Origin of the sequence: Bradyrhizobium sp. Gha (genome assembly GCF_900113735.1) — a bacterium.
In the GTDB taxonomy this organism is placed as follows: domain Bacteria; phylum Pseudomonadota; class Alphaproteobacteria; order Rhizobiales; family Xanthobacteraceae; genus Bradyrhizobium.
Window position 1 is genome coordinate 25977 of sequence record NZ_FOQM01000040.1, and the last position, 26310, is coordinate 52286.

Annotated in this window: 23 protein-coding genes; 17 read left to right on the top strand and 6 right to left on the bottom strand. The window is 63.2% G+C overall.

The window, feature by feature from the left end; all coding sequences use genetic code 11:
• Window positions 1–74: 74 nt before the first annotated feature.
• Window positions 75–938: a formyltetrahydrofolate deformylase gene (gene purU / locus BM222_RS32770; protein ID WP_092237833.1), complete on the top strand. Its 864-nt coding sequence runs from the start codon at window positions 75–77 to the stop codon at window positions 936–938.
• A 73-nt stretch (window positions 939–1011) separates the two neighbouring features.
• Here the strand turns inward: purU and BM222_RS32775 are convergent, their stop codons facing one another.
• Window positions 1012–1305, bottom strand: coding sequence for a hypothetical protein (locus tag BM222_RS32775; RefSeq protein WP_092237929.1), 294 nt, complete (start codon window positions 1303–1305; stop codon window positions 1012–1014).
• Window positions 1306–1921: 616 nt separating this feature from the next.
• Between BM222_RS32775 and BM222_RS32780 the strand changes: the two genes are divergently transcribed.
• The 6 genes from BM222_RS32780 (at window position 1922) to BM222_RS32805 (ending at window position 7736) form a co-directional block, all read left to right on the top strand.
• Window positions 1922–3100, top strand: coding sequence for an ABC transporter substrate-binding protein (locus BM222_RS32780; protein ID WP_092237837.1), 1179 nt, complete (start codon window positions 1922–1924; stop codon window positions 3098–3100).
• A 127-nt stretch (window positions 3101–3227) separates the two neighbouring features.
• The gene (locus BM222_RS32785; RefSeq protein ID WP_092237840.1) at window positions 3228–4097 is read left to right on the top strand and encodes a branched-chain amino acid ABC transporter permease; all 870 of its coding nucleotides are present in this window, start codon (window positions 3228–3230) and stop codon (window positions 4095–4097) included.
• An 8-nt stretch (window positions 4098–4105) separates the two neighbouring features.
• Window positions 4106–5134, top strand: coding sequence for a branched-chain amino acid ABC transporter permease (locus tag BM222_RS32790; RefSeq protein WP_092237843.1), 1029 nt, complete (start codon window positions 4106–4108; stop codon window positions 5132–5134).
• Complete coding sequence (locus BM222_RS32795; protein WP_092237846.1) at window positions 5131–5886, top strand: ABC transporter ATP-binding protein; 756 nt, start codon at window positions 5131–5133, stop codon at window positions 5884–5886. Before BM222_RS32790 ends, BM222_RS32795 begins: the two co-directional genes overlap by 4 nt.
• Window positions 5879–6595: an ABC transporter ATP-binding protein gene (locus BM222_RS32800; RefSeq protein WP_092237849.1), complete on the top strand. Its 717-nt coding sequence runs from the start codon at window positions 5879–5881 to the stop codon at window positions 6593–6595. Before BM222_RS32795 ends, BM222_RS32800 begins: the two co-directional genes overlap by 8 nt.
• Window positions 6596–6617: 22 nt before the next feature.
• The gene (locus BM222_RS32805) at window positions 6618–7736 is read left to right on the top strand and encodes a cobalamin-independent methionine synthase II family protein (RefSeq protein WP_092237852.1); all 1119 of its coding nucleotides are present in this window, start codon (window positions 6618–6620) and stop codon (window positions 7734–7736) included.
• A 178-nt stretch (window positions 7737–7914) separates the two neighbouring features.
• Here the strand turns inward: BM222_RS32805 and BM222_RS32810 are convergent, their stop codons facing one another.
• Together BM222_RS32810 and BM222_RS32815 are read right to left on the bottom strand one after the other, a co-directional pair.
• Window positions 7915–9381: a sodium:solute symporter family protein gene (locus BM222_RS32810; protein ID WP_092237855.1), complete on the bottom strand. Its 1467-nt coding sequence runs from the start codon at window positions 9379–9381 to the stop codon at window positions 7915–7917.
• Window positions 9382–9655: 274 nt separating this feature from the next.
• Window positions 9656–11386 (bottom strand): caspase family protein, encoded by a 1731-nt coding sequence (locus tag BM222_RS32815; protein ID WP_092237858.1) that lies wholly within the window; start codon window positions 11384–11386, stop codon window positions 9656–9658.
• Between the two features lie 164 nt (window positions 11387–11550).
• Here BM222_RS32815 and BM222_RS32820 point away from each other — a divergent pair, with 164 nt between their 5' ends.
• The 9 genes from BM222_RS32820 to BM222_RS32855 all read left to right on the top strand — a co-directional run bounded on the left by BM222_RS32820 (window position 11551) and on the right by BM222_RS32855 (window position 21243).
• The gene (locus BM222_RS32820; RefSeq protein WP_092237865.1) at window positions 11551–12906 is read left to right on the top strand and encodes a hypothetical protein; all 1356 of its coding nucleotides are present in this window, start codon (window positions 11551–11553) and stop codon (window positions 12904–12906) included.
• Between the two features lie 61 nt (window positions 12907–12967).
• On the top strand, window positions 12968–14164 hold the full coding sequence (gene metK / locus BM222_RS32825; protein WP_092237868.1) for a methionine adenosyltransferase: 1197 nt from the start codon (window positions 12968–12970) through the stop codon (window positions 14162–14164).
• A gap of 150 nt (window positions 14165–14314) precedes the next feature.
• Window positions 14315–15736: an adenosylhomocysteinase gene (ahcY, locus tag BM222_RS32830; protein WP_092237872.1), complete on the top strand. Its 1422-nt coding sequence runs from the start codon at window positions 14315–14317 to the stop codon at window positions 15734–15736.
• 145 nt (window positions 15737–15881) lie between these two features.
• Window positions 15882–17342 carry a flavin-containing monooxygenase gene (locus BM222_RS32835; protein ID WP_092237875.1) on the top strand — a complete coding sequence of 487 codons (1461 nt, stop codon included), beginning with the start codon at window positions 15882–15884 and terminating at the stop codon, window positions 17340–17342.
• A gap of 119 nt (window positions 17343–17461) precedes the next feature.
• Window positions 17462–18124, top strand: a complete 663-nt coding sequence (locus BM222_RS32840; RefSeq protein ID WP_092237879.1) for a nucleotide-binding protein — start codon at window positions 17462–17464, stop codon at window positions 18122–18124.
• A complete protein-coding gene (locus BM222_RS32845) occupies window positions 18087–18746 on the top strand; it encodes a hypothetical protein (protein ID WP_092237883.1) in 660 nt (219 codons plus the stop codon). The genes BM222_RS32840 and BM222_RS32845 overlap by 38 nt, the downstream gene beginning before the upstream one ends.
• Window positions 18747–19071: 325 nt before the next feature.
• Entirely contained in the window at window positions 19072–19227 is a 156-nt protein-coding gene (locus BM222_RS41500) for a hypothetical protein (protein WP_177243599.1), read from the top strand.
• A gap of 78 nt (window positions 19228–19305) precedes the next feature.
• Window positions 19306–19764 (top strand): YybH family protein, encoded by a 459-nt coding sequence (locus BM222_RS32850; RefSeq protein ID WP_092237932.1) that lies wholly within the window; start codon window positions 19306–19308, stop codon window positions 19762–19764.
• A gap of 138 nt (window positions 19765–19902) precedes the next feature.
• Window positions 19903–21243 carry an MFS transporter gene (locus BM222_RS32855; protein ID WP_092237886.1) on the top strand — a complete coding sequence of 447 codons (1341 nt, stop codon included), beginning with the start codon at window positions 19903–19905 and terminating at the stop codon, window positions 21241–21243.
• A gap of 63 nt (window positions 21244–21306) precedes the next feature.
• On the opposite strand, the gene BM222_RS32860 is transcribed toward BM222_RS32855, so the two are convergent.
• From BM222_RS32860 to galE, 3 genes are all read right to left on the bottom strand, one after another.
• Window positions 21307–22008 (bottom strand): fumarylacetoacetate hydrolase family protein, encoded by a 702-nt coding sequence (locus BM222_RS32860; protein ID WP_092237890.1) that lies wholly within the window; start codon window positions 22006–22008, stop codon window positions 21307–21309.
• A 35-nt stretch (window positions 22009–22043) separates the two neighbouring features.
• The gene (locus BM222_RS32865) at window positions 22044–23846 is read right to left on the bottom strand and encodes an ABC transporter ATP-binding protein (protein ID WP_092237892.1); all 1803 of its coding nucleotides are present in this window, start codon (window positions 23844–23846) and stop codon (window positions 22044–22046) included.
• Window positions 23847–23965: 119 nt separating this feature from the next.
• Window positions 23966–24979: a UDP-glucose 4-epimerase GalE gene (gene galE, locus BM222_RS32870; protein ID WP_092237895.1), complete on the bottom strand. Its 1014-nt coding sequence runs from the start codon at window positions 24977–24979 to the stop codon at window positions 23966–23968.
• Between the two features lie 125 nt (window positions 24980–25104).
• Between galE and BM222_RS32875 the strand changes: the two genes are divergently transcribed.
• Window positions 25105–26142, top strand: a complete 1038-nt coding sequence (locus BM222_RS32875) for a glycosyltransferase family 4 protein (protein WP_092237898.1) — start codon at window positions 25105–25107, stop codon at window positions 26140–26142.
• The last annotated feature ends 168 nt before the right edge of the window (window positions 26143–26310 follow it).

The following is a 26310-nucleotide window of genomic DNA, read 5'->3' on the forward strand; positions in this document are numbered from 1 at the left end:
GAGCAGGGCGCAAATCGCGGGTTGTTCCGCGAAGTCTGCCCAAACCGTCATCACGAGCCGCTTCTTCAACAGTCATGACCGATCATCAATACGTTCTGACCCTGTCCTGTCCGGATCGTCCCGGCATCGTCTCGGCGGTGTCGACCTTCCTGGCGAATTCCGGACAGAACATTCTCGATGCCCAGCAGTTCGACGACATCGAGACCGGGAAGTTCTTCATGCGCGTGGTGTTCACCGCGGCCGATCTCGCGGTGGAATTGTCCGCGCTGCAGACCGGCTTCGCTGCGATCGCCGAACGCTTCGGCATGGAGTGGCAGATGCGTGACCGTGCCGCGCATCGCAAGGTGATGCTGCTGGTGTCGAAGTCCGACCACTGCCTGGTCGACATCCTCTATCGCTGGCGCACCGGCGAATTGCCGATGACATTGGCCGCGATCGTCTCCAACCATCCGCGCGAAGTCTATGAAGGGCTCGATTTCGGCGGTATCCCGTTCCATTATCTGCCTGTCACGAAGGAGACCAAGCGCGACCAGGAGGCGCAGATCCTCGATCTCGTCACCAGCACCGGGACCGATCTCGTCGTGCTCGCCCGCTACATGCAGATCCTGTCGGATGATCTGTCGGCCCATCTGTCCGGCCGCTGCATCAACATCCATCACTCGTTCCTGCCGGGCTTCAAGGGCGCAAAGCCCTATCACCAGGCTCATGAGCGCGGCGTGAAGCTGATCGGCGCGACAGCCCATTACGTGACCCGCGATCTCGACGAGGGCCCGATCATCGACCAGGACGTCGAGCGCATCAGCCATCGCGACACGCCGGAAGACCTCGTCCGCAAGGGCCGCGACATCGAGCGCCGAGTGCTGGCGCGTGCGATCCGCTATCACCTCGACGACCGCGTCATCCTCAACGGCCGCAAGACTGTGGTGTTCGTGGATTAGCGAATAGGGAAGTGGCGAGTAGCGAATAGACAAGCGAGGGATTTTCGCCACTCGCTATTCGCCATTCGCCAGCTCAGCGCACCGCGTCTTTCGAAGTGGTGCTCGTGGTCCCCTTCTGCGCCTGCTCTTCCTTTTCGCGATCCGCCGCGGGCATCAGCCGCTTGCGCTCGCGTTCCTTCATGTAGGCATCGTATTGCGGCGTGCCCGGGCGCGGCGGGGCGTCCGCCGGCAGGCCGCCCGCCCATTGCGGGACGTAGTCGCCCATGCCGGCCGAGAGCTTCTCGTTGACGGTGCCACAGCCCGCGAGGCTCAGGCCCAGCAGGACGACCGTGGCAGCTATCGAAAACAGACGGAAGCGCATGAGCATTTTCTGGAGTTCGCCGGTCGGGCGCAGGTGATGAGACGCGGGACAGAGCCCGCGGCGCGGACTGTAGCCGTTCAAGGGGTAAAATTGGCTTATTTCGAGATGTGTTCACGTGTATACAGCAGAGGTATTATAATAGGATATTTTGCCCTTGAGACCCTCTATGAACGGAGTCTAGTATACATTTCGTATTCAGGTCCGGAATTGGGGAGGTGGTCTCTCGGACGCAGGAGCGCCCAAGTCTCTTGCGTGTTCAAATTCTCGAAGGGAGAGGCTGGATTCACCATCCACTGCCATGGGAATTCCCAGGGTGCCAATACTTTTTGATCGGCCGGTTTGCGCACGCAAATGGTTTTTCGTTGACAGGTCCATCTCATTTGTACAAGCGTACAAATCTCTGCGAGAGAATAAAGATCGGTAGCTCAATACCGCAAATCCTCTCCCCTCTGCTGTCGTCGGTCCAGCGACGCGCTTGCGCCGAATGCTCGCCGAACGTCCGATTGACAGCGGGGTTGCAGAGGACGCCATGTGGCCGCGCTACATGGCTTGGTTGTGAGCTAGGGTGAGGCAAGAGCCGGGCACTCGGTTCGAGGCGAAAGAAAAAGGGGAGGGACATCTGATGTTCGAACGCAGGATTTTCTCACGGACCGCAGCAGCGGCCGCCATCGCGAGCCTCGCGGCCGTCGCGCCGGCCAAGGCGGAAGACACCGTCAAGGTCGGCATGATCCTGCCGATGACCGGCGGTCAGGCCTCGACCGGCAAGCAGATCGAGAACGCGATCAAGCTTTACATGCAGCAGAACGGCGACACCGTCGCCGGCAAGAAGATCGAGATCATCGTCAAGGACGATGCGGCGATCCCGGACAAGACCAAGACCGCGGCGCAGGAACTGATCGTCAACGACAAGGTCAATTTCATCGGCGGTTTCGGCGTGACGCCCGCGGCGCTCGCCGCCGCGCCCCTCGCGACGCAGGCCAAGATTCCGGAAGTCGTGATGGCGGCCGGTACCTCCATCATCACCGAGCGCTCGCCCTATATCGTTCGCACGAGTTTCACGCTGGCGCAGTCCTCGACCATCATCGGCGACTGGGCAGTGAAGAACGGCATCAAGAAGGTGGCGACGCTGACCTCGGACTACGCGCCGGGTAACGACGCGCTCAACTTCTTCAAGGAGCATTTCACCGCCGGTGGCGGCGAAGTGGTCGAAGAGGTCAAGACGCCGCTTGCCAATCCCGACTTCGCGCCGTTCCTGCAGCGCATGAAGGATGCCAAGCCTGACGCGATCTTCGTGTTCGTGCCGGCGGGCCAGGGCGGCAACTTCATGAAGCAATATGCTGAGCGTGGCCTCGACAAGGCCGGCATCAAGGTGATTGGCCCCGGCGACGTCACCGACGACGACCTGCTCAACAACATGGGCGATGCCGTGCTCGGCACCGTGACCGCCCATATCTACTCGGCCGCGCATCCCTCGCAGATGAACAAGGACTTCGTCGCCGCCTACAAGAAGGCGTTCGGCAGCCGTCCGGGCTTCATGGCGGTGAGCGGCTATGACGGCATCCACCTGATCTACGCGGCGCTGAAAAAGACCAATGGCGACACGGACGGCACCAAGCTGGTCGAAGCCATGAAGGGTCAGAAGTGGGAGAGCCCGCGCGGTCCGATCTCGATCGATCCGGAGACGCGCGACATCGTCCAGAACGTCTACATCCGCAAGGTCGAGAAGGTCGACGGCGAACTCTACAATGTCGAGTTCCAGACCTTCGAAGCCGTCAAGGATCTCGGCAAGACCAAGAAGTGACGCGCGAAAGCGCGTCATCCCGGGGCGCGCATTTGCGCGAACCCAGGATCTCGAAATGATTGAAATGAATTCCGGGTTCAGCGCGGCCCCGGAATGACGAGCGATTATCAGGGTTCACCCGCTACCGATGACCTCAATCCTCACCAACCTGTTCGATGGCGTTGCCTACGGCATGCTGCTGTTCGTGCTCGCTTGCGGGCTTGCGGTCACGCTCGGCCTGATGAACTTCGTCAATCTCGCCCACGGCGCCTTCGCCATGGCCGGGGGGTATGTCTGCATGCTGCTGGTGAATCAGCACGGCTGGCCGTTCTTCGCGGCCTTGCCGCTTGCCTTCGTCTCGGCCGCGGCGATCGGGATCGTGCTCGAGCGCACGCTCTACCGGCACCTCTACGCGCGCAGCCATCTCGACCAGGTGCTGTTCACCATCGGGTTGACGTTCATGTCGGTCGCGGCCGTGGACTACATCCAGGGTTCATCGCGCGTGTTCATCAACCTGCCGGACGCGCTGCAGGGGCAGTTCGACGTGTTCGGCGTCGGCATCGGTCGCTACAGGCTGATGATCATCGTGATCTGCGGCCTGCTCACCGTCGGCCTCCAGATGGTACTGGCCAAGACCCGCTTCGGCAGCCGCCTTCGCGCCGCGGTCGATGATCCCCGTGCCGCGAGCGGCCTCGGCATCAACGTGCCGCAGGTGTTCGCTTTCACCTTTGCTTTCGGCTGCGGCCTTGCTGGTCTCGGCGGGGCGCTCAGCGCCGAAATCCTCGGCCTCGATCCGTATTTCCCGCTGAAGTTCATGATCTACTTCCTGATCGTGGTCACGGTCGGCGGCTCTTCCTCGATCACTGGACCATTTTTGGCCTCGCTCCTGCTCGGCATCGGCGACGTCGCCGGCAAATATTACGTGCCCAAGATGGGGCCCTTCGTGATCTACACCATGATGATCGTGATCCTGATCTGGCGCCCGAACGGCCTGTTCGGCCGCACGGCCGCGCGTTGAGTCCGCCGATGAGCGCTTCGTCCGACGTCGGTTTCCACGCCCAGCGGCAGGCGCGCTGGCACTATGGCGAGGCCGCCTTCTGGCTTGTCGTGCTCGCCTGCGGTTTTCTGTTTCCCTCGCGCTATCTGATCATGACCGACATCCTCCGGCTGGCGCTGTTTGCGATGTCGCTCGATCTCATCCTCGGCTATGCCGGCATCGTTTCGCTCGGGCACGCCGCCTTCTTCGGCGTCGGCGCCTATGCGGCGGGATTGCTGGCGTTGCACGGCATCATCAATGAGCCTGTGCTGGCGCTGATCGCCGCGGGCCTCGCCGCAATGGTGCTCGGATTCGCGGCCAGCTTCCTGGTGATTCGCGGCGTGGACCTGACCCGGCTGATGGTGACGCTCGGTATCGCGCTGCTGCTGGAGGCGCTCGCTGAACGGTTCTCCAACATCACCGGCGGCACCGATGGCCTGCAGGGCATCGACATGCAGCCGATCCTCGGCCAGATTCCGTTCGACATGTTCGGCAAGGCGGGCTTCTTCTATTCGCTCGCGGTGCTGTTCGTGCTGTTCCTGCTCGCCCGCCGCATCGTGCACTCGCCGTTCGGCCTGTCGCTGCGCGCGATCAAGAACAATCCGCTGCGTGCCGCCGCCATCGGCATCCCCGTCAACCGCCGCCTGATCGCGATCTATACGGTGGCCGCGTTCTATGCCGGCATCGCGGGCGCGCTGTTCACCCAGACCACGGCCATCGCCTCGCTCGACGTGTTCGCCTTCGAGCGCTCGGCTGATCTGATGCTGGTGCTCGTCATCGGCGGCACCGGCTATCTCTATGGCGGGCTGATCGGCGCGGTGATCTTCCGCATCCTTCAGGAGGTGTTCTCCACCATCACCCCGCAATATTGGCAATTCTGGATCGGCCTCGTGCTGGTCGTGATCGTGCTGGTCGGTCGCCAGCGCCTGCATTATGGCGTGTTGTACCTGCCTAATCTCCTGATCAAGCAGATTGGGGGCCGCAAGGCGATCGTGACCGTGCCGGAGAGCGACGCATGACGATTGCGCTCGAAACCCGAAATCTTGAAAAGACCTTTGGCGGCCTGCGCGTCACCCGTGACTTGTCGCTCAGGATCGCGCAGGGCGCCCGCCATGCGCTGATCGGACCGAACGGCGCCGGCAAGACCACCGTCATCAACCAGCTCACCGGCGTACTCAAGCCTAATTCGGGCCGCATCCTGCTCGAAGGCCAGGACATCACCGATCTGCCTGTGCACAGGCGCGTGCTGCGCGGTCTGTCCCGCACCTTCCAGATCAACCAGCTCTATGCTGATTTGACCCCGCTCGAGACCATCGGTCTTGCCGTCTCCGAACGCCTGGGTCACGGCGGCGACTGGTGGCGGCGGATGGGAACGCGCAGCGATGTCAACGGCGAGATCGCCGACCTCCTGACGCGCTTCCACCTGCTCGACGTCATGAACGAGCAGACCGTGACGTTGCCCTACGGCAAGCAGCGCCTGCTCGAGATCGCGGTCGCGATCGCCGCCAAGCCGCGCGTGCTGCTGCTCGACGAGCCCGCCGCCGGCGTGCCCGAGAGCGAGCGCCACGACATTCTCGCGGTGGTGGGCAGCCTGCCGCGCGACGTCACGGTGTTGCTGATCGAGCACGACATGGATCTCGTGTTCTCGTTTGCCGATCGCATTTCGGTACTGGTCTCCGGCGCCCTGCTGACGGAGGGGCCGCCCGACCAGGTCGCGCGTGATCCGCAAGTGAAGGCGGTCTATCTCGGCGAGGAGGCAGTGAATGTCTGACTTGCTCGCGATCGATTCCCTGCGTGCCGGCTACGGAGAGGCCGTGGTGCTGCCCAACATGTCCTTGCGCCTTGCCCAAGGACAGGTACTGGCGCTGCTGGGACGCAACGGCACCGGCAAGACCACGCTGATCAACTCCATCGTCGGCGTCACCCGCCGTTTCTCGGGCTCGGTCACGCTCGCCGGCACTGACGTCACGAGCTTGCGGCCCGACCAGCGGGCGCGTGCCGGCATCGGCTGGGTCCCGCAGGAGCGCAACATTTTCAGGTCGCTGACGGTAGAAGAGAACATGACCGCGGTCGCGCAGCCCGGTCCCTGGACCGTCGAAAAGGTTTATGAGATGTTCCCTCGGCTGAAGGAACGCCGCAGCAATTTCGGCAACCAGCTCTCCGGCGGCGAGCAGCAGATGCTGGCGATCGGCCGCGCGCTCACCCTCAATCCGAAGGTCCTGCTGCTGGACGAGCCGACCGAGGGCCTCGCCCCCATCATCGTCGAGGAGCTACTGAAGGCGATCGGGAGCATCACACGGGCGGGCGGCATTTGCTCGATCATCGTCGAGCAGAACGCGCAAAAGATTCTGGGGCTCGCCGACCGTGTTGTGATATTGGAGCGCGGAACGATCGTCCACGACGCCCCGAGCGCCGCGCTGAAAACCGACCCGTCGGTCCTGGAGCGCCATCTCGGCGTTGCAGGAGCGGCGGCCCATTAAGAAGCATCTTGGGAGTTAAGAAATGCTGCGAACCAAAGCCCCCTTCCGCGCCGACGAAGTCGGCAGCCTGCTGCGTCCCGCCAAGATCAAGGAAGCCCGTAGCCGGCTCGAGAAGGGCGAGATCTCGGCCGACGATCTGCGCAAGATCGAGGACATGGAGATCGAGAAGGTCGTGCACAAGCAGGCCTCGGTGGGCCTGAAGCTCGCGACCGACGGCGAATTCCGCCGCTCCTGGTGGCATTTCGACTTCCTGGCCAAGCTCACCGGCTGCGAGCTATTCCATCCCGACACGGGCATCCAGTTCGCGGGCGTGCAGACGCGTCACGACGCGGTGCGGGTGATCGACAAGCTCGATTTCCCCGACAATCACCCGATGCTCGACCACTTCCGCTTCTTGAAGAAGGTCGCCGACCAGGCCCACGTCACCGCCAAGATGACGATCCCGTCGCCGGCGGTGCTGCACTTCCGTGGCGGCCGCAAGTCGATCTCCAAGGATGTCTATCCGGATCTCGAGGCCTTTTACGAAGACCTCGGCAAGACCTACCGCAAGGCGGTCAAGGCGTTCTACGACGCCGGCTGCCGCTATCTGCAGTTCGACGACACCGTATGGGCATATCTGTGCTCGCCGGACGAGTTGCAGAAGGCGCGCGAGCGCGGCGACAATCCGGACGGTCTCCAGCAGATCTACGCCCGCATCATCAATTACGCGCTGGCCGAGAAGCCCGCCGACATGGTGGTGACGACGCATGTCTGCCGCGGCAATTTCCGTTCGACCTGGATTTCCTCGGGCGGCTACGAGCCGGTGGCTGAGACCATGCTCGCCGGCACCAATTACGACGGCTACTTCCTCGAATACGACAGCGACCGCGCCGGCGGCTTCGAGCCGCTGCGCTTCCTGCCCAAGGGCAACAAGGTCGTCGTGGTCGGCGTCATTACCTCGAAATTCGGCGAGCTCGAGAAGAAGGACGACATCAAGCGTCGTCTCGAAGAAGCTTCCAAGTTCGCGCCCCTGGAGCAGCTCGCGCTGTCGCCACAGTGCGGCTTTGCCTCGACGGAAGAGGGCAATATCCTCTCCGAGGAAGAGCAGTGGGCCAAGCTAAGCCTCGCGGTCGAAATCGCGAAGGAAGTTTGGGGCAATTAAGCTGCCTCGTGCGGCCGTCATGTCCCGCGAAAGGCGGGGCATCACCGCCGTGCACCTATACGGGCGGCGTGATGCGAACGACGCCCGCTTTGCTCTATTGCCGTGCGGCAGCACAATTCGGTGCGAACAGCTGATGGCGGTCATTCTCCACCATTGATTGGTAGGCCGCCGCGTCGCGTTATTCCGCGGCAGCGCGCGCGGGCTCGGCGACATGTCGGGTCACGGCGCTCACCACGATCAGCACGAAGAAATTCACGATCAGCGCGACAATGCCGATGTTGAGGTCCTGGATCTCCGGCGGCAGCCACGGCAGCTTGTGGAAGTTCACGCCAGTCAAGCTGACGATGGCGACCGTGGCAACGCCGGCGATGATGCCCGCCATCGCGCCTTCGCGCGTCGCGACGTTGCGTTGCGCGAGGCTGAGCACCAGCGATGGAAAGAGCTGGGAGACCAGGCTGTAGCCCATCAGCAGCAACGCCACGATGGTCTCTCCGCCCTTCAACGTGAAGAACACCGCAACCAGCGCCATCACCGGAACCAGGAGTTTTGCGAGCAGAGACACTCTTCGATCGTCAGCCGACGGGTCGACGGCGCGGTAAAGATTGTTGGCGATCAAGGTCGCTGCAGTCATCAGGATCATCGATCCAGGTACCAGCGCAGTGAGCACACCGGTCGCGCCGATCAACCCGACAAACCAGGGATCGAAGGTCTTCACCGAGAGCTTGAACAGCGCCAAATCGATGTTCGGGCCAGTGAGCCCCGGAACCTGAAGGATCGCTGCGAAACCGACGAAGAACACGAACAGCAGGATGAGCTGATAGAGCGGCAGCACGATCGCGTTCTTGCGAATGACCCTGGCGCTCCTCGCCGTATAGATCGAGCCGAAGCTGTGCGGCCACATGTAGAACCCGAGCGCCGTGAGCAGCACGGTCGAGGAGAACCACCACAGGCTTTCGCCGTGCGGCGGCAGCACGGTGAATCCTGGCTTCGCCTGCTCGATCGCCGAGAACATCGACGCGAGCCCGCCGTAGTAGTGATGAGGCAGGTAAATCCCAAGGAAGATGACGACGACGAGGATCAAGAGATCCTTGGCGACGGCAGTCCAGGCCGATCCGTGCACGCCCGAGACCATCACATAGGCGGCCACGACTATCGCGCCGGTCCAGATTGCGACGGTGGAGGAGATCGCCCCATAGCCCGCGACCTCGACGATGATACCGAGCCCCTTGAACTGAAGAACAAGGTAGGGGATCAGCGCCACGATATCGACGATCGCGACGATGACACCCAGAGTCGGGCTATCATATTTGCGCACGAAGAAGTCCGACTGGGAGTAGAGCCGGTGCTCCTTTGCATAGCGCCAGATCGGCGGCAGCATGAAATAGGACAGCACGTAGGCCAGCGTGCCGTAAGCGAGAATGTAATAGGCTGGCGCACCCTTGCCATAGGCATAGCCGCTGCCCCCGAGGAAGGTGAAGGTGGTGTAGATCTCTCCGGCGAGCAGCAGGAACACGAAAATCGCGCCGAAGCCGCGCCCGCCCACGGTCCACTGTTCCAGGTTCATGTTCTTGCCGCGACGGGCGAGAAAGCCCAGCGCGAGCGCCAACAGCGCGGCGGCGGCGATGAAGGGTAGCGCGCCGTTCACGTCTCATCCCCGCGGTTGGCGGGATCAGCGGCGTAGATCACGGCCATGATGGCTGACGTGATCAGGATCCACACCACGATCCAGGCCAGCTCCAGCGGATGTTGCGCATGGACAAAAGACTCTTGTTCCGGGTGAGAACAGATGCCTTTTGTGAAAGTTCCTGCCCGCTACCAATGGCTAAGAAAGCGACCGGGCGGCTCTCGACCAGTATCGCGCCGAATTGCTAGTGCCTCCTTGGTTGCCCTGACCAGGAAAGTAGACGCTACGTGCACGCTCACTTCTCCGCCAGATAGACCTCTCCCAGCAGCGACGAATTCGACCACGGCACCTGCTTGCTCTTCGTGGCCGAAACCACCTCCGCCCGCACCCGCGTCAGCATCTGCTGGACTTCGAGGCCGGGCGTGCCGAGATGGCGGGAGAGCGCCGCGGAGAACGGTGAATTCGCGCCTTCGCCGTCGAGCGCCACCTGGCCTGGCGCCGTTGCGAATGCGATCAGCGTGCCGGCCCCCAACGTCGCGCCGGAGCCGAGGCTCGACGGCGCGGCAAGGCCAGGTGCGCCTTCGAGGCCGCGGCTGCTGCCGGCGCTTGCCCTCTGCTGCGCCATTGGATTGTTGCGGCAGGCATCGAAGATCAGGATGTTGGTGCGGACCTGATCGTCGAGGCCGGCCAGGATCGTGTCCATGTCGATCATCGCATCCGTCATGCTCGTGCCGGGCTTCAGCTCGACGTCGACGGGAATGAGATAGTTGCGGGCATCGACCTGCACGCCATGGCCGGCATAATAGACCAGGGCTATTTGCGCCCGCGACGCCTCTCGCAAGAAGTCGCGCGTCATCTTCTGCATCGCTGCGCGGTCGAGGTCGATGCCCTCCGAGACGGTGAAGCCGACCTCGCGCAGGCTTTTCGCAACAGCGCGTGCGTCGTTGGGCGGATTGTGCAACGCCTTCACATGGGCGTAGGCGCCGTTGCCGATGACAAGTGCCATGCGGATGCCGCGAGCGGCAGGTGAAGGCGAGGGCGCAGGAGAGGGTGCAGGAGAGGGTGGAGGCGTTGCCTCCGTCTGCCGTGGGGGAGGAGCCGCCGTCGGCGAGGGCGCCTCGTGCGGGATGGGCGCGGCGGCGTCGGTCACCAGCGACAGTCTCACTTTTGCGGTGGCCTGGTTAGCCTTGCTGCCGGCGTCGGAGGCCGCGATCGCAAGCGTGGCGTTGTAGTCGTCTTTTGCATGCGCGTAGTCGCCCTTGGCTTCGTAGGCCAGGGCGCGATTTGTTAGGGCGGAGATCAGCACGCTGTTCGGCGGCGTCATGACGTTGACCGGCGGCTTGTCCTTGGCGAGCCGGATCGCAGCGCTGCCGTCGGCAATGGCGCGATCGAGATCGCCTCTGGCGCGCCAGATCGCAGTACGGTTGATCAGCGGCTGCGGCAGCGTCGGATCGAGCCGGATCGCCTGGTTGATGTCGGTGAGCGCTCCGTCCAGGTCGCCGAGCGCCTCCTTTGCGATGCCACGGTTCTGGAACGAGAACGCCGATCTCGGATCTGATTTGATCGACATATCGTAATCGGCGATCGCCTTGGCGTAGTCGCCCTTGCCGCGCCAGGCATTACCGCGGTTGTGGAAGATGATGCCGCTTGGCGGCCCGATCTTCAGCGCATCGTCGAAATCCGCGATCGCGATGTCGTAGTCGCCCTTGTCGTAATAGGCCGAGCCCCTGAGATTGTAGACCGCCTGGCCCGGCTGAAGCCGGATCGCTTCCGTGGTGTCGGCAATGACCTTGGCGTAGTCGCCTTTCTTGTTCCAGGCCACGGCGCGCCAGAAATAGACGGTCGCGAGCTGCGCGCCCTTGAAGACCTTCAGCGCGATGATTTTGCTGCAGGCATGAACCATCTGGTCGGCTGGCGTGGTCTCGGTGGTGCAGAGCGGGCCCAGCTGGCCTCGCGATTGAGCTGATGCGGGTGCGGACCAAAGGGTTGCGGCGAGCAGGGCGAGCGCGATGAGCAGGCGGCGCATGGGCGGTGATTCCCGAGGAGAAGTGCATGTTTGTTGCCCGGTGACCCACGAGGGTTCACGCCCGCATCATCGGACTTGGGGTAAAGCAGGCAGCGGTATTTCCTGGGTGGGCAGAAGCTGCTAGAAAGCGGGTCCCAACTCTTCTGCCCACTCCTGTCCCATCCATGAAGAATGACGAAATCCTGAGCCAAATCACCGAGTTCTGCCGCAAGGCGGACATGGCGGAATCGACGTTTGGCCGGCGTGCGGTGAACGATGGGAAGCTCGTGCACCGGCTGCGGGAGGGCAAGCGCATCACGATCGATACGCTGGAGCGGATCCAGGCCTATATGGCGGCATCCATGACCGGCGGCATGCCGCCGCCGCGAGGACTGCAGGTGCCCCCGGAAAAGCGCGATCCACGTGGCAATTTCCGCTTCTTCGAGAACCGACAGAAATACCTGCTGTTCGTCCACACCTGCAGCGAAAAGCGGGTGATCGCCGACCGGGTGGCACTCGAGCTGGCCACCATCCATCCGCGCCCGCCGGCGCTGCGCATTTTCGACGCGGGCGTCGGAGACGGCACGGTGCTGGCGCGGGTGCTGCGCGCCACGCATCAGCGTTACCCGCACATGCCGTTCTATGTCGCCGGCAAGGAGCTCAGTCTCGAGGATTTGCGCCTGACGCTGGAGAAGGTCCCGGACCGCATTTTCGAGCATCCGGCGTCGGTTTTCGTCTTCACGAACATGTTCTACTCGGAGGCGCCCTGGCTGACGCCGGCATCGCCGGCAGCAGCTGCTGCCACCGTCTGGCACGAGGTCCCGCTGCGCGGCGCTTCATCGGGCGAATTCGAGCAGCAGATCGCCGAGCTCAGGCCGTTCCTGGAGCAGAACTGGCGCGCAGCCATCAGCCCGCGCACGGCCATGCCGCTCTATGAGCGGCCGGTCGTCCTCGTGCTCTACCGCGACGACCACAGATTCCTGCTCGATTCGACGATTCCGCGGCCGGGCCAGACCGAGGCCAATTTCGACCTGGTCATCGCATCCCAGCCATACCGGGCTCTTTCATCCGTCAATTTCCGGGCCAAGCGGATCATTGCACCACTCGCCAAGGCGTTGCGGCCTGGTGGCCGCCTGATCGGTATTCACTCCCATGGTCACGATCCCGGAATGGAAATGATCCAGGCGATCTGGCCCGGAGAAAATCCTTTCTCGGTGAGCCGCCATGAGCTATTGCGCGCCGTTAAGTATGAGCTTGGGTCGTTGGGCCGCGACTTAAATTTTAATGCCTACGCGGATAACCGTTCGATCTTCAGGTATGATATGGAAGCGCTGCCCAACGAGGTAACGGGTACTATCGGGACCTCGACAGCCTTTGCAGCGTGGAATGCGGCGGTGTATGTCGCTCAGATAGAGGACGACCGGTTGACAGATATGACTCAAAACGGCCGCACTCTGGATGCCGCCAGGGATGTGCTGCGAAAGTACAACGGGCTCTGGTTTCTCGACGAATCCTACGTCATCTCGCGCCGGCGTGATTGACATAATCCAACGGTAAACATCGCAAACGAACCGCCGAGAGCGGCGGGACAAGGGGTTACTGATGCGCGCGTCCTATCTCTTCACCAGCGAGTCCGTGTCCGAGGGCCATCCGGACAAGGTCTGCGACCGGATTTCCGACGAAATCGTCGACCTGTTCTACCGCGAAGGGCCGAAAGCCGGCATCGACCCGTGGCAGATCCGCGCCGCCTGCGAGACGCTGGCGACCACCAACAAGGTCGTGATCGCTGGCGAGACCCGTGGCCCGAAGTCGGTCACCAATGAGCAGATCGAGAGCGTCGTGCGCGACGCCATCAAGGACATCGGCTACGAGCAGGACGGCTTCCACTGGGAAAAGGCCGACATCGAAATCCTGCTGCATCCGCAGTCAGCTGATATTGCCCAGGGCGTCGACGCGCTCCAGCCGGGCGAAGTCAAGGAAGAGGGCGCTGGCGACCAGGGCATCATGTTCGGTTACGCCACCAACGAGACACCCGATCTGATGCCGGCGCCGATCTTCTACGCCCACAAGATCCTCCGCCTCATCTCCGAAGCCCGTCACTCCGGCAGGGAGAAGGTGCTCGGTCCAGATTCCAAGAGCCAGGTCACCGTGCAGTACGAGAACGGCAAGCCGGTCGGCGTGCGCGAGATCGTGGTGTCGCACCAGCATCTGGTCGAGGACATCTCGTCCAAGCAGATCCGCGACATCGTCGAGCCCTATGTGCGGGAGGCGCTGCCGAAGGACTGGATCACGCCGAAGACCATCTGGCACATCAACCCGACCGGCAAGTTCTTCATCGGCGGCCCCGACGGCGACTCCGGCCTGACCGGCCGCAAGATCATCGTCGACACTTACGGTGGCGCGGCTCCGCACGGCGGCGGCGCGTTCTCCGGCAAGGATCCGACCAAGGTCGACCGTTCGGCGGCCTATGCTGCGCGCTACGTCGCCAAGAACATCGTCGCGGCTGGTCTCGCCGACCGCTGCACGCTGCAGCTGGCTTATGCCATCGGCGTGGCGCGTCCGCTGTCGATCTACATCGACACCCACGGCACCGGTAAAGTGTCCGAGGATCAGCTCGAGAAGGCCGCTGCGAAGGCGATGGACCTCACCCCGCGCGGCATCCGCAGCCATCTCGATCTCAACCGCCCGATCTACGCGCGCACGTCGGCTTATGGCCATTTCGGCCGCACGCCCGACAACGAGGGTGGCTTCTCCTGGGAGAAGACTGATCTCGTCGAAGCGCTCAAGCGCGCTGTCTGATTTTGTGCGTCATCCCGGGTTCGCTCGCGACAAGCAGCCGAACCCGGGATTCCCACCCACCAAATCGAGATTCTCAGGTGCGCAACTGCGTACCATAGTTCGCCTCGTCGAGGCGCCCGGAATGACCAATACAACAACAGGACACTCGCAATGAACGCGAAGCCCGGCTTTACCGATTACATCGTCAAGGACATTACGCTCGCCGATTTCGGCCGCAAGGAACTCTCGCTTGCCGAGACCGAGATGCCCGGCCTGATGGCCACCCGCGAGGAGTACGGTCCGAAGCAGCCGCTGAAGGGCGCGCGTATCGCAGGCTCCCTGCACATGACGATTCAGACCGGCGTGCTGATCGAGACCCTGGCAGCGCTCGGCGCCGACATCCGCTGGGTCTCCTGCAACATCTATTCGACACAGGACCACGCTGCTGCCGCGATCGCGGCCGCCGGCATTCCGGTGTTCGCCGTCAAGGGTGAGACGCTGAAGGATTACTGGGACTACACCGCCAAGCTGTTCGACTGGCACGGCGGCGGTCACCCGAACATGATCCTCGACGACGGCGGCGACGCCACCATGTACGTCCATCTCGGTCTGCGCGCCGAGAAAGGCGACACCGCGTTCCTGGACAAGCCGGGCTCGGAAGAAGAGGAAGTCTTCTTCGCGCTGCTGAAGAAGCAGCTCAAGGAAAAGCCGAAGGGCTACTTCGCGGGAATCGCCGAGAGCATCAAGGGCGTTTCCGAAGAGACCACCACGGGCGTGCATCGGCTCTATGACATGCAGAAGGCCGGGACGCTGCTGTGGCCGGCGATCAACGTCAACGACAGCGTCACCAAGTCGAAGTTCGACAATCTCTATGGCTGCCGTGAGTCGCTTGTCGACGGCATCCGCCGCGGCACCGACGTGATGATGTCGGGCAAGGTCGCGATGGTCGCGGGCTTCGGCGACGTCGGCAAGGGCTCGGCGGCTTCGCTGCGCCAGGCCGGCTGCCGCGTCATGGTGTCGGAAGTCGATCCGATCTGCGCGCTGCAGGCCGCGATGGAAGGCTATGAGGTCACGACCATGGAAGACGCCGCGCCCCGCGCCGACATCTTCGTCACCGCCACCGGCAACAAGGACATCATCACCATCGAGCACATGCGCGCGATGAAGGATCGCGCCATAGTCTGCAACATCGGTCACTTCGACAACGAGATCCAGATCGCGGGTCTGCGCAATCTGAAGTGGACCAACATCAAGCCGCAGGTCGACGAGATCGAATTCCCCGACAAGCACCGCATCATCCTGCTGTCGGAGGGCCGTCTCGTGAACCTCGGCAATGCGATGGGCCATCCGTCCTTCGTGATGTCGGCCTCCTTCACCAACCAGACTCTGGCGCAGATCGAGCTGTTCGCAAACAACAAGGACGGCAAGTACAAGAAGGAAGTCTATGTGCTGCCGAAGACGCTGGACGAGAAGGTCGCGCGCCTGCATCTCGCCAAGATCGGCGTCAAGCTGACCGAGCTGCGCAAGGACCAGGCCGACTACATCGGCGTCAAGCAGGAAGGCCCCTACAAGAGCGATCACTATCGCTACTGAGCCGATTGCCTCAGGACATCAGAAGCCCCGGAGCGATCCGGGGCTTTTCTGTTTGTGGGGGCTGCCCCCCGGTTGTGCCGGCGGCCGATTGCCGATTGACGGGCGCCAGTGATGGTCTGACAATCCACCTCCGGCGGAGGAGACCATGCAGCAAGAACATTTCGACGTGCTCATCGTCGGTGCCGGGCTATCAGGTATCGGCGCGGGCTATCATCTCCAGACCAGGTGCCCGGGCAAGAGTTACCTCATCCTGGAGGGGCGCGACTGCATCGGCGGCACGTGGGACCTGTTTCGCTATCCCGGCATCCGCTCCGACAGCGACATGTTCACGCTCGGCTATTCCTTCAAGCCGTGGACCGATCCGAAGGCGATCGCCGACGGACCGCAGATCCTGAACTATGTCCGCGAGACGGCAGTGGAGAACGGCATCGAGCAGCACGTTCGCTTCCGCCATCGCGTGAAGCGTGCGGCATGGTCCACGCCTGAGGCGCGATGGACCGTCGAGGTCGAGCGCACGGCAGGCGAGGGAGCGATAGAGCTCGTGCGCTTCACCTGCAATTTCTTATTTCTGTGTGCGGGCTACTACAAATACGAGGCAGGTTACACACCGGAGTTCGCGGGCGTTGCGGATTTCGCCGGCCGCATCGTGCATCCGCAGAAATGGACGGAGGATATCGACTACGCCGGAAAGCGCGTCGTCGTGATCGGCTCGGGTGCGACCGCGGTGACGCTGGTGCCGGAGCTCGCCAAGAAAGCCGCGCAGGTCACCATGCTCCAGCGTTCGCCCACTTACGTCGTGTCGCGCCCCGCGCAGGATCCGCTCGCCAACAAATTGCGCCGCAACCTGCCGATGCGGCTTGCCTATCATGTCATCCGCTGGCGCAACGTCATGTGGGGGATGTTCTTCTTCCAGCTCAGCCGGCGGCGACCGGACAAGGTGAAGAACCTGATCCTCGGCGGGGTGCGCGCTGCGCTCGGGCCGGATTACGACATCGCCACGCATTTCACGCCGCGCTACAACCCCTGGGACCAGCGGCTCTGTCTCGTGCCCGACGGCGACCTGTTCAAGGCGATCCGAGAAAAGCGCGCCGCCGTCGTCACCAGCGAGATCGACACTTTTACGCACGACGGCATCCGTCTGAAGGACGGCAGCGAGCTCCCCGCCGACATCATCGTGACGGCGACGGGCCTGGTGCTTCAGGTCGTCGGCGGCCTCGAGGTGAGCGTCGACGGCCGCGCCGTCGATTTCGCCAACACACTGACCTACAAGGGCATGATGTATGCCGACGTGCCGAACATCGCGTCCGCCTTCGGCTACACCAACGCCTCCTGGACGCTGAAATGCGATCTCACCTGCGAATATGTCTGCCGGCTCATCAACTACATGGACCGGCATAATTTCCGCCAGTGCATGCCGCACAATGCCGACCCAGATATCACCGCGCAGCCGTCGCTCGATTTTACCTCGGGCTATGTGCAGCGTTCGGTCGCGAAGATGCCGAAGCAGGGCTCGAAGCAGCCGTGGCGGCTGTACCAGAACTACGCCCTCGACATCGTCTCCTTGCGCTTCGGCCGGATCGACGACGGCGTGATGCAGTATTCCTGATCTCGCCCGATCTCTTGAGACGAATCGCGACCTCCGGTAGTATTGCTGCGTCGCAATGCAATTTATTTCCGACAACGCATGAGTTCCGCGTCGTTGCCGTCTTAGGGAGAGCGCGCGGCATGCACGTCGTTGCTGTGGTCACGCAAAAAGGCGGAAGCGGTAAGAGTACGCTGTCCGTTGGTCTGGCGATGGCAGCGATGCAGCGCTCTGAGCGCGTCGCTCTCATCGAGGCGGACGCGCAAGGTACGATCTCGAAATGGAGAGAACGCCGCGAGAATCCCTATCCTCGCGTCGAGCGCGTTGCGGATCCCGCCGATATCGAGCTGGTGATATCTCGTCTCCAGGGTGACGGGATTTGGCTCGCAATCATCGACACCGCTGCCACGAACAATGTCTTGGCGACGCGCGCCATCGCCTGTGCCGATCTTTGTCTCATCCCGGCGCGTCCGAGTGCGGCCGATATCGAAGCCGCAATACCTACGCTAATCGCAATTCGCAGGCTCGATCGCCGGTTTGCCTTCGTCCTCAATCAAACGCCCACACGGGGGGCTCGGCTGAGCGAAGCGGCTGCCTCGCTCAGCTCGCTCGGCGTGCTTGCGCTCCCTTTCATCGGGCAGCGTAACGACCACCAGGATGCGCTCGGGGCTGGGCTGGGCGTGACCGAGTTCGCGCCGGAGGGAAAAGCCTCGGAGGAAATTCTGGCGCTGTGGGGGTGGATCTCGGAGCGTCTTATCGTGGAGTCGAATGATCATGGGCAAGCCGCGCTCAAGACAGCCTGCTGACATTGCACGCGCCGGACGCCGCTCACTGCTGGAGCTGGCGGCCGAAGTGAGCCGCGCCGTCGACGAGGCCTTGGCCATGACGCCGGGCTCGATCAACGCCACCCTTCAAGATGCGCCGCGGATCGCGCAGGTAATCCCCGCTCCGATGCCTGTTCCGGCACAAGAAGCGGCCAGCGTTATCGCTGCAGGATCGGAACCTCCGGACAGCACCACCACTGATCTCATCGTGAACTTGGCCAAGGAGTGCCAGGCCCGCGCTCTGGATGGCATGAAAACTGGTGCTCACGCTGCGCTGGATTTCGCCAATGACCTCGCGAAGGACCTCGCCAAGCGGCGGCTTGATGGTACGACATCGGATGCCAGTGGACCCAGCGCCACGGAAAGCCACCTGATAGGGGCGATGGGAACGGCAGCTGAGTGTCGCATAGTCGTGCTCGAACTGATGAAAATCAATGCGGGCGCCACCTTGGAATATGCCTGGGAATTGGGCCGTGCGAGAACGCTGGCGGAGTTGGTCGAGCTGTCGAGTACGCATGCGCGAAAGCAATGTGAGTTGGTCCTGAAGCAAACCGAGTTGCTGAAATCGGTTGCTCAGAACATGACGAAGCCCGGGACCAGATAGCACCGCGCCACTGCCGTCATCGCGCTCGGGATCTGCGCGGGACAACCAGGGCGAGGCCAAGATCGATCGCGAGCGCCAGCACCACGGCGCCGCCACCGAGGGCGAACAAGACGAGATAGTCGCCGCCGGTCTGCGCGTGAATCCTGGAGAAGCCGGGTCTCGGAGTGCGCTGAACGTCGCGGCGGTGTCGCGACCGCCAATGCGCTGTTTTGCGTATACGGCCACCGGGCTGAATCGGACATCCTCGCGGAACGGTTAACGCCTGATTAACGGATGTGTCCTAGCCTGTTTCGGCCGGGTTACTCGCAAGGCCGAGGTGAGCCCAATGGAAGCCCAGAAGATTGCGGTCGACGCCGTCGTCGCGCTGACCGATTGCGATCGCGACGCCGTCATAGCCTTCATTCGCCAACTCTATCTCGCTGGCGTTACGGACCCCAAGCGCCTGACTTTCAAGGGTCTCCAGGCACTGTCCCGGGCCTGACTGAACACACGCGGGTGTTATCGTGTTTTCGGCGCTGAAGTGAGCGACACACACCAGCCGCCAAACCTGGAGCAGGCAATGGGCCCGTTGCCAATTGCGAACACCGAGATTGTCCAATTCTTCCGCGAGTGGTTGGATGCCTTTGCTGGCTATGTCCGCGAGGTCGATTATGCTTCGGCGCGGCCGCTCTTCCATCCGGATGTGCTGGCCTTCGGCACGCATAACGACGTCATCCCGGGCCTGGACCAATGGGTCACCACGCAATGGGACAACGTCTGGCCCAAGACGACCGACTTCCGCTTCCTGCTTGATCAGATCTCGGTTCTGGGATCGCCTGACGGCGCGATGGCGGCCGTGATCGCCCCCTGGACGAGCACTGGCTATCACCCCGACGGCAGCGCATTTCCTCGCCCGGGCCGGGCGACCATGATCTTTTCGAGGAATGCCGTTGGTTGGCTGTGCGTGCACTCGCACATGTCGCTCAATCGCGGTGTGCCGCAGGCGAGCCACGCCAATCGGCCGGTGAAGGCCCGGTAGTACTGCGGCCACGCCGGCTCTGCCGGCCGACTAAAGTGTTAGCCGCTCCCTGGAACCCTTGGAACCCGATATCGTTGGTTCCGCAACGAATAACCGATGAAAAACGCGCAACCGGGGGCCTGTCCGGGAGACATTCCCATGGCAACACTCGGCTTCGACGTCACCCGACTCACGGCATCCGAGCATCAGCTCCAGCTTCGTCGCGCCGTGATCGCCTCCACGATCGGGACTGCGATCGAGTGGTACGATTTTTTTCTCTATAGCACCGTCACGGGCCTGGTTTTCGCAAAGCTGTTCTTTCCGCACTCCGATCCCTGGGTCGGCACGCTAGAGGCGTTTGCGATCTATGCGGTCGGCTTCGTCGCGCGCCCAATCGGCGCGGCAATCTTTGGGCACTATGGCGACCGCATCGGACGGAAATCGACGCTGATCGCGACGCTGCTCCTGATGGGACTGGCAACCGCCGCAGTGGCCGTGGTGCCGACCTATGCCAGCATCGGCATCTGGGGCGCGGTGATCCTGACCGTGCTCCGATTCATTCAGGGCGTCGGCGTCGGCGGCGAGTGGGGTGGCTCGGTGCTGATGTCGATGGAATGGGCCCGCAACGACCAATCCCGAGGATTGGTCGCATCATGGCCGCAATTCGGCGTGCCCTGCGGCCTGTTTCTGGCCAATCTCGCCGTGCTGGCGTTCAGCCAGATGGCGGGCGATCAGTTCCTGGCGTGGGGCTGGCGCATTCCGTTTGCGCTCAGCATCATCCTGGTCGGTGTCGGCCTGTACATCCGGCTCGGCATTCTCGAAACGCCTGTGTTCTCAAAGCTCGTGGCTGAACGTCAGGTCGACCGCACGCCGATGCTGACCGTGATCCGGGAATACCCGAAGGAGATTCTTCTGTCGGCCTTCGCCCGCATGTCTGAGCAGGCGCCGTTCTACATCTTCACCGCCTTCGTGTTCTCCTATGGCATCGGTACCCTGCACGTTTCGCGCGACTTCCTGCTGACCGCGGTGCTCTCGGCCTCGGTACTGTCGTTCGTATCGATCCCGCTGTGCGGGCACATCTCCGATCAGATCGGCCGCAAGAACATGTATATGCTCGGCGCTGCCGCGACGGGCATCTTCGGCTTCATCTATTTCGCGATGCTCAATACCGGCTCGCTGAGCATCATCTTCCTGGCAATCGTTCTGTCGCTGATTCCGCACGACATGCAGTACGGGCCGCAAGCCGCCTTGATCGCCGAGAGCTTTACCGGACGCCTTCGCTACAGCGGCTCCTCGCTCGGCTATCAACTCGCATCGGTGATCGCCGGCGGTCCCGCGCCGCTGATCGCCACCTGGCTGTTCGGCAAGTTCCAGTCGGCGACCGCCATTGCCGTCTACATCGCGATTTGCGCAGTCATGACGCTGGTCGCGACCGCCATGATGACCGACTACACCGGGAAGGACATCAACACAGCGGGCGCGCACGAGCGGCGAAGTTGAGAGCACAAAAGCCCCGGACGCGATGTCCGGGGCTTTGCTTGTCCCGTGATCTCGAGATCAGCCTTACTCCGGCTGCCCGATCGAGACCTTCAGCGTGCCGACGCCGTCGACGCCGCATTCGAGCTGGTCGCCGGGCTGGAGCTGCGACACGCCAGCCGGCGTGCCCGTCATGATGATGTCGCCGGCGGCAAGCTTCACCTGTTGCGAGAGCTGCCAGATGATCTCGGGCACGTTCCAGATCAGCTCCGTCAGATCGCCCTTCTGAGCTTCCTTGCCGTTGACCGTGAGCCAGATCTTGCCCTTGGCGGGATGGCCGATCTTCGAAGCGGGCTGCACGGCAGAGCAGGGCGCTGAGCCGTCGAACGACTTGCCGACCTCCCAGGGACGCTCCTTCTTGCGCGAGGCGATCTGGAGGTCGCGGCGGGTCAGGTCGATGCCGACGGCATAGCCGTAGACGTGGTCGAGCGCCTTGTCGGCGGGGATGTTCAGCCCGCCGCTCTTCATCGCCACGATCAGCTCGACCTCATGATGCAGATCCTTGGTCAGCGGCGGATAGGGGATGGTCGCGCCGTCAGGCACCAGCATGTCGGCGTGCTTGGCGAAGAAGAACGGCGGCGCGCGCTCGTCATTGCCCATCTCGCGGATATGTTCGAGATAATTGCGACCGACGCACCAGATGCGGCGTACCGGATAACGGCCACTCTCGCCGACGACGGGGAGCGAAGCCTGAGGGGGAAGCGGGATGACGTAGGAGGCGGCGTTCATGAAGAAGTCTCGCTGCTCTTGGGGTGGAGGGAATTCTATGCGGTTGCGCTGATCGGCGCCAGCGCCCCGGCATCGTAATGCTGCAGGCGGAAGAACGACGCGTAGCGGCCGCCGCGGCGCAGCAACTCGTCGTGCCGACCCTGCTCGACAATCTCGCCGCCCTCGACCACCACGATAGCGTCGGCGTGCATGATGGTGTGCAGGCGGTGCGCGATCACGAGGGTTGTGCGGTTGTGGCAGAGATGCTCGATCGCCTCCTGCACCTGCCGCTCGGACTCCGAGTCGAGCGCGGCGGTGGCTTCGTCCAGCAGGATGATGGGTGCGTTCTTGATCAGCGCGCGGGCGACAGCAATGCGCTGGCGCTGGCCGCCGGAGAGCTGCGTGCCGTGCTCGCCGACCGGCGTATCGTAGCCGAGCGGGAAGCCCATGATGAAATCATGCGCGCAAGCGGCCTTCGCCGCCTCGATGATCTCGCCCTCACTCGCGCCCGGCTTGCCGAAGGCGATGTTGTTGCGGATGGTGTCGCGGAACAGATAGACGTCCTGGCCGACATAGGCGGTCTGTGCCCGCAGCGATTTGCGCGAGATCGTGCCGATCGACTGGCCGTCGATCACGATGTCGCCTTGCGTCAGCTCGTAGAAGCGCAAGAGCAGCGCCAGCACGGTCGACTTGCCGCCGCCGGAGGGGCCGACCAGCGCCGTGACCTTGCCGGGTTCGGCAACGAAGCTCATGCGGTTGAGCACGGTCTCGTTGGTGCGGTAGGCGAAGCTCACGTCGCGGAACTCGATCCGCGCGTCGGACAGCTTCAGTGCGGGCCTGTCGTCGTCGGATCGCTCGCTCGCGGGGCTGTCGACGACTTCGAGCAGCATGCGCGCGCCGACCAGCTGGCTGTTGAGATCGATGTTGAGCCGCGCCAGCCGCTTGGCCGGCTCGGTCGCCATCAGGAAGGCGGTCATGAAGGAGAAGAACGCGCCGGGCGTGGCGTTGAGCGCGACAACGCTGTAGCCGCCATAGAGCAGGCAGCCGGCAACGGCGAAGCCGCCGAGCATCTCCATCAGCGGGTTGGAGCGGTTGGCGACACGGGCCATCTTGTTGGCGTTGCGCTCGACGATCGCGATGTTCTCGTCGATGCGGCTCTGCATGGCGTCTTCGAGCGTGAACGCCTTCACCGTACGGATACCCTGCAGGGATTCCTGCATCGTCTCCAGGATGTCGGCGGTACCGGTGAACTGATTGTGGGCGAGACCCTTGATGCGCTTGACCAGCTTGCGCAGCACCAGCATCGCCGGCGGCACCGCGACGAGGCCGATCAGCGACATCAGCGGATCCTGCCACACCATGACGCCGATCATGGCGAGCAGCATCATGAGGTCGCGCCCGACGGCGTTGACCAGCATATTGAGGACGTCGGTGATGGATTTCGCACCAGCAGTCAGCCGCGCCAGAAATTCGGACGAATGCCGCTCGGAGAAGAAGCCGACGCTCTCGCGCATCAGCTTGGCGAACAGCTGGCGCTGGTTGGTGGCGAGGATGGCGTTGCTGATCTTGGTCATGATCACCATGTGGCCGTAGGTCGCCACGCCCTTGATGAAGAGCAGGATCACCGTGATGCCCGAGAACATCGCGATCCCCGGGATGTTCTTGTCGACATAGGCCTGGTTGATGACCTGGCCGAGCACGTAGGTCGCGCCGGCGGTTGAGCCTGCGGCAGCCGCCATCAGCGCAAAGGCAACGAGGTAGCGCCGCCAGTAGACGACCCCCTGTTCCATGACCAGGCGGCGAATCAGAATCGCTGCCGCATAGGGATCGTCGGTGATCTTCTTTGGAAACTGGGCCATCCGGGGTCCATTGACGGCCAGGGCGAAAAGCCTGCCCGCGCGTCAGGGATCGAAGGGCCTCTGTGCCCGCTAAAGCTCCGGTTTTCAAGCCCAATTAAGGGCTTGCGCTTGGGGCGATTCTAGGCGGAGGCGGCGTGGCGGAGCTCGCCGTGGCGCTCGCGGAACAGCTTGTCCTCCCAGGCCAGGGCGTGGGCCGCGATGGTCTCGAGGTCCTCGTATTGCGGCCTCCAGTCGAGCAGGCCGCGGATGCGGCTGGTGTCGGCGATCATGGTCATGATGTCGCCGGGCCGGCGCGGGGCGTATTGCACGGCGAAGCTGCGGCCGGACACCCTGCGGACGGCGTCGATGGTTTCGAGCACGGAATAGCCGCGGCCATAGCCGCAATTCAGCGTGGTCGAGGCGCCGCCATTGCGCAAATAAGCCAGCGCCGAGCGATGCGCCTGCGACAGGTCCGTGACGTGGATGAAGTCGCGAATGCAGCTGCCATCCAGGGTCGGATAGTCGGTGCCGAACACGTCGATCTTGGCGCGCTGGCCGGTCGCGGCCTCCACTGCGATCTTGAGCAGATGCGTGGCGCCGACGGTGGCGAGGCCTATACGCGCCTGCGGGTCGGCACCTGCGACGTTGAAATAGCGCAGCGTCACGTACTGCATGCCGTAGGCGGCGGCGACGTCGTGCAGCATGATCTCGGTCATCAGCTTGGACGAACCATAGGGCGAGAGCGGCCGGGTCGGCGCGTGCTCGGGCACCGGCACCTGGTCCGGATTGCCGTAGACGGCGGCGGTCGAGGAGAAGATGAAGCGGCTGATGCCGCGCTTGACGGCGACGTTGAGCAGGTTGCGCGCGGTCGTGAAATTGTTGTGGTAGTAGCCGAGCGGATTGCGCATCGAATCCGGCACGACCACGGAGCCGGCGAAATGAATGATGCTCTCGATGTTGTGCTGGGCGATCACCCCTTCGACCAGGTTCTCGTCGCCGGCATCGCCGATGAACAGCGGCACGCCTTCCGGCAAATACGCGGAGAAACCCGTGGAGAGATCGTCGATCACGACGACGTCCTCGCCGGCTTCCGCCAGCGCAAGGACCGTGTGACTTCCGATATAGCCGGCGCCGCCGGTGACTAGCACAGTCATGATCTCACCCGTCGTCGATCAACGCGCCAAGTTAACGTTTGCGCGGTGAAGAGGGGGTTTCGGCGCCGCTGAACTGGTCACTATGCTTAATGTTGCGTATAGGGGCTCACCGAACGGAGCATGACGTGGCGAATTTCCCAGCCGATCTGCAAGTGATCGTGCCAAATCTGCACAGGCGCTATTCCGGGGTCACTGCGACCAACCGGATGGTGGCGCCGCGGCTGGCGAAACTCTACCGCTCGGCCTGGTTTGGCTCGGACGCTCCGGAGGGGATTGCGCGATTGAGCGTCGCCGATGTCCTGAAACTATGGGGCCGCAAGATGCCGTTGATCTGGCACGCGCGCCGCAACAACGAGATGATCGCGGGCGTCCTGCTGCGCACCCTGGGCTGGCCGCTGAAACTGGTCTTCACCTCGGCAGGGCAGCGGCATCACACCTGGATCACGCGCTGGCTGATCCGCCGCATGGACGCGATCATTGCGACATCGGACGTCTCGGCCTCGTTCCTCAAAGTCGCAGCGACGGTGATCCCGCATGGCGTCGACACCGACGTCTATGCGCCGCCGCCCGATCGCGCAGCCGCCTTCGCGGAAAGCGGCTTGCCCGGCCGTTACGCCATCGGCTGTTTCGGCCGCGTGCGCGCCCAGAAGGGCACCGATGTGTTCGTCGAGGCGATGTGCCGCCTCCTGCCGCGCCATCCTGATTTCACCGCCGTGATCGTCGGCCAGGTCACGGCCGAACAGACGCCCTTTGCGAACGACCTGAAGAAGCGCATCGAAGCGGCTGGCCTGCAATCGCGCATCGTCATCACCGGCGAGCTTGCGATCGAAGACGTGCAGCGCTGGTATCAGCGGCTGACGATCTACGCCTTCACCTCGCGCAACGAAGGATTTGGCCTGACCTTGATCGAGGCGATGGCGGCCGGCAGCGCGCTGGTCGCTGCGCGTGCCGGTGCTGCCGAGCTCGTGGTCGAGGAGGGCGTGAGCGGCGTGCTGATCCCGACCGGCGACGCCGATGCGCTCGTCGCCGCCCTGGAGCCGCTGATGCGTGACGTGGCTGCCGCGACCGCGATGGGTGAGCGCGGGCGGGCGCGCGTGCTCGCGAAGTTCAGCCTCGATGCCGAGGCGGCGCGGATCGGGGAGGTCTATCGCCCGCTGCTCTGAGCGGCGCGTGCCGATCGCAAACACGAATCTCGAAAACAACCCCATGCACAGTAGCGGTGGCCGCGGAATCGATCGTTCGATGACGCGCACCTGACGCGCCTGCGGATTTTACGAATTTTTCTTGACGCGTCGGGCAAAACACTGGCACGATGTCATCATCGGCACGGA

Bases quoted from the DNA above. Each gene is read 5' to 3' on its own strand.
- purU (WP_092237833.1), top strand. From the start codon at position 75: ATGACCGATCATCAATACGTTCTGACCCTGTCCTGTCCGGATCGTCCC.
- BM222_RS32775 (WP_092237929.1), bottom strand. From the start codon at position 1,305: ATGCTCATGCGCTTCCGTCTGTTTTCGATAGCTGCCACGGTCGTCCTG.
- BM222_RS32780 (WP_092237837.1), top strand. From the start codon at position 1,922: ATGTTCGAACGCAGGATTTTCTCACGGACCGCAGCAGCGGCCGCCATC.
- BM222_RS32785 (WP_092237840.1), top strand. From the start codon at position 3,228: ATGACCTCAATCCTCACCAACCTGTTCGATGGCGTTGCCTACGGCATG.
- BM222_RS32790 (WP_092237843.1), top strand. From the start codon at position 4,106: ATGAGCGCTTCGTCCGACGTCGGTTTCCACGCCCAGCGGCAGGCGCGC.
- BM222_RS32795 (WP_092237846.1), top strand. From the start codon at position 5,131: ATGACGATTGCGCTCGAAACCCGAAATCTTGAAAAGACCTTTGGCGGC.
- BM222_RS32800 (WP_092237849.1), top strand. From the start codon at position 5,879: ATGTCTGACTTGCTCGCGATCGATTCCCTGCGTGCCGGCTACGGAGAG.
- BM222_RS32805 (WP_092237852.1), top strand. From the start codon at position 6,618: ATGCTGCGAACCAAAGCCCCCTTCCGCGCCGACGAAGTCGGCAGCCTG.
- BM222_RS32815 (WP_092237858.1), bottom strand. From the start codon at position 11,386: ATGCGCCGCCTGCTCATCGCGCTCGCCCTGCTCGCCGCAACCCTTTGG.
- BM222_RS32820 (WP_092237865.1), top strand. From the start codon at position 11,551: ATGAAGAATGACGAAATCCTGAGCCAAATCACCGAGTTCTGCCGCAAG.
- metK (WP_092237868.1), top strand. From the start codon at position 12,968: ATGCGCGCGTCCTATCTCTTCACCAGCGAGTCCGTGTCCGAGGGCCAT.
- ahcY (WP_092237872.1), top strand. From the start codon at position 14,315: ATGAACGCGAAGCCCGGCTTTACCGATTACATCGTCAAGGACATTACG.
- BM222_RS32835 (WP_092237875.1), top strand. From the start codon at position 15,882: ATGCAGCAAGAACATTTCGACGTGCTCATCGTCGGTGCCGGGCTATCA.
- BM222_RS32840 (WP_092237879.1), top strand. From the start codon at position 17,462: ATGCACGTCGTTGCTGTGGTCACGCAAAAAGGCGGAAGCGGTAAGAGT.
- BM222_RS32845 (WP_092237883.1), top strand. From the start codon at position 18,087: ATGATCATGGGCAAGCCGCGCTCAAGACAGCCTGCTGACATTGCACGC.
- BM222_RS41500 (WP_177243599.1), top strand. From the start codon at position 19,072: ATGGAAGCCCAGAAGATTGCGGTCGACGCCGTCGTCGCGCTGACCGAT.
- BM222_RS32850 (WP_092237932.1), top strand. From the start codon at position 19,306: ATGGGCCCGTTGCCAATTGCGAACACCGAGATTGTCCAATTCTTCCGC.
- BM222_RS32855 (WP_092237886.1), top strand. From the start codon at position 19,903: ATGGCAACACTCGGCTTCGACGTCACCCGACTCACGGCATCCGAGCAT.
- BM222_RS32860 (WP_092237890.1), bottom strand. From the start codon at position 22,008: ATGAACGCCGCCTCCTACGTCATCCCGCTTCCCCCTCAGGCTTCGCTC.
- BM222_RS32865 (WP_092237892.1), bottom strand. From the start codon at position 23,846: ATGGCCCAGTTTCCAAAGAAGATCACCGACGATCCCTATGCGGCAGCG.
- galE (WP_092237895.1), bottom strand. From the start codon at position 24,979: ATGACTGTGCTAGTCACCGGCGGCGCCGGCTATATCGGAAGTCACACG.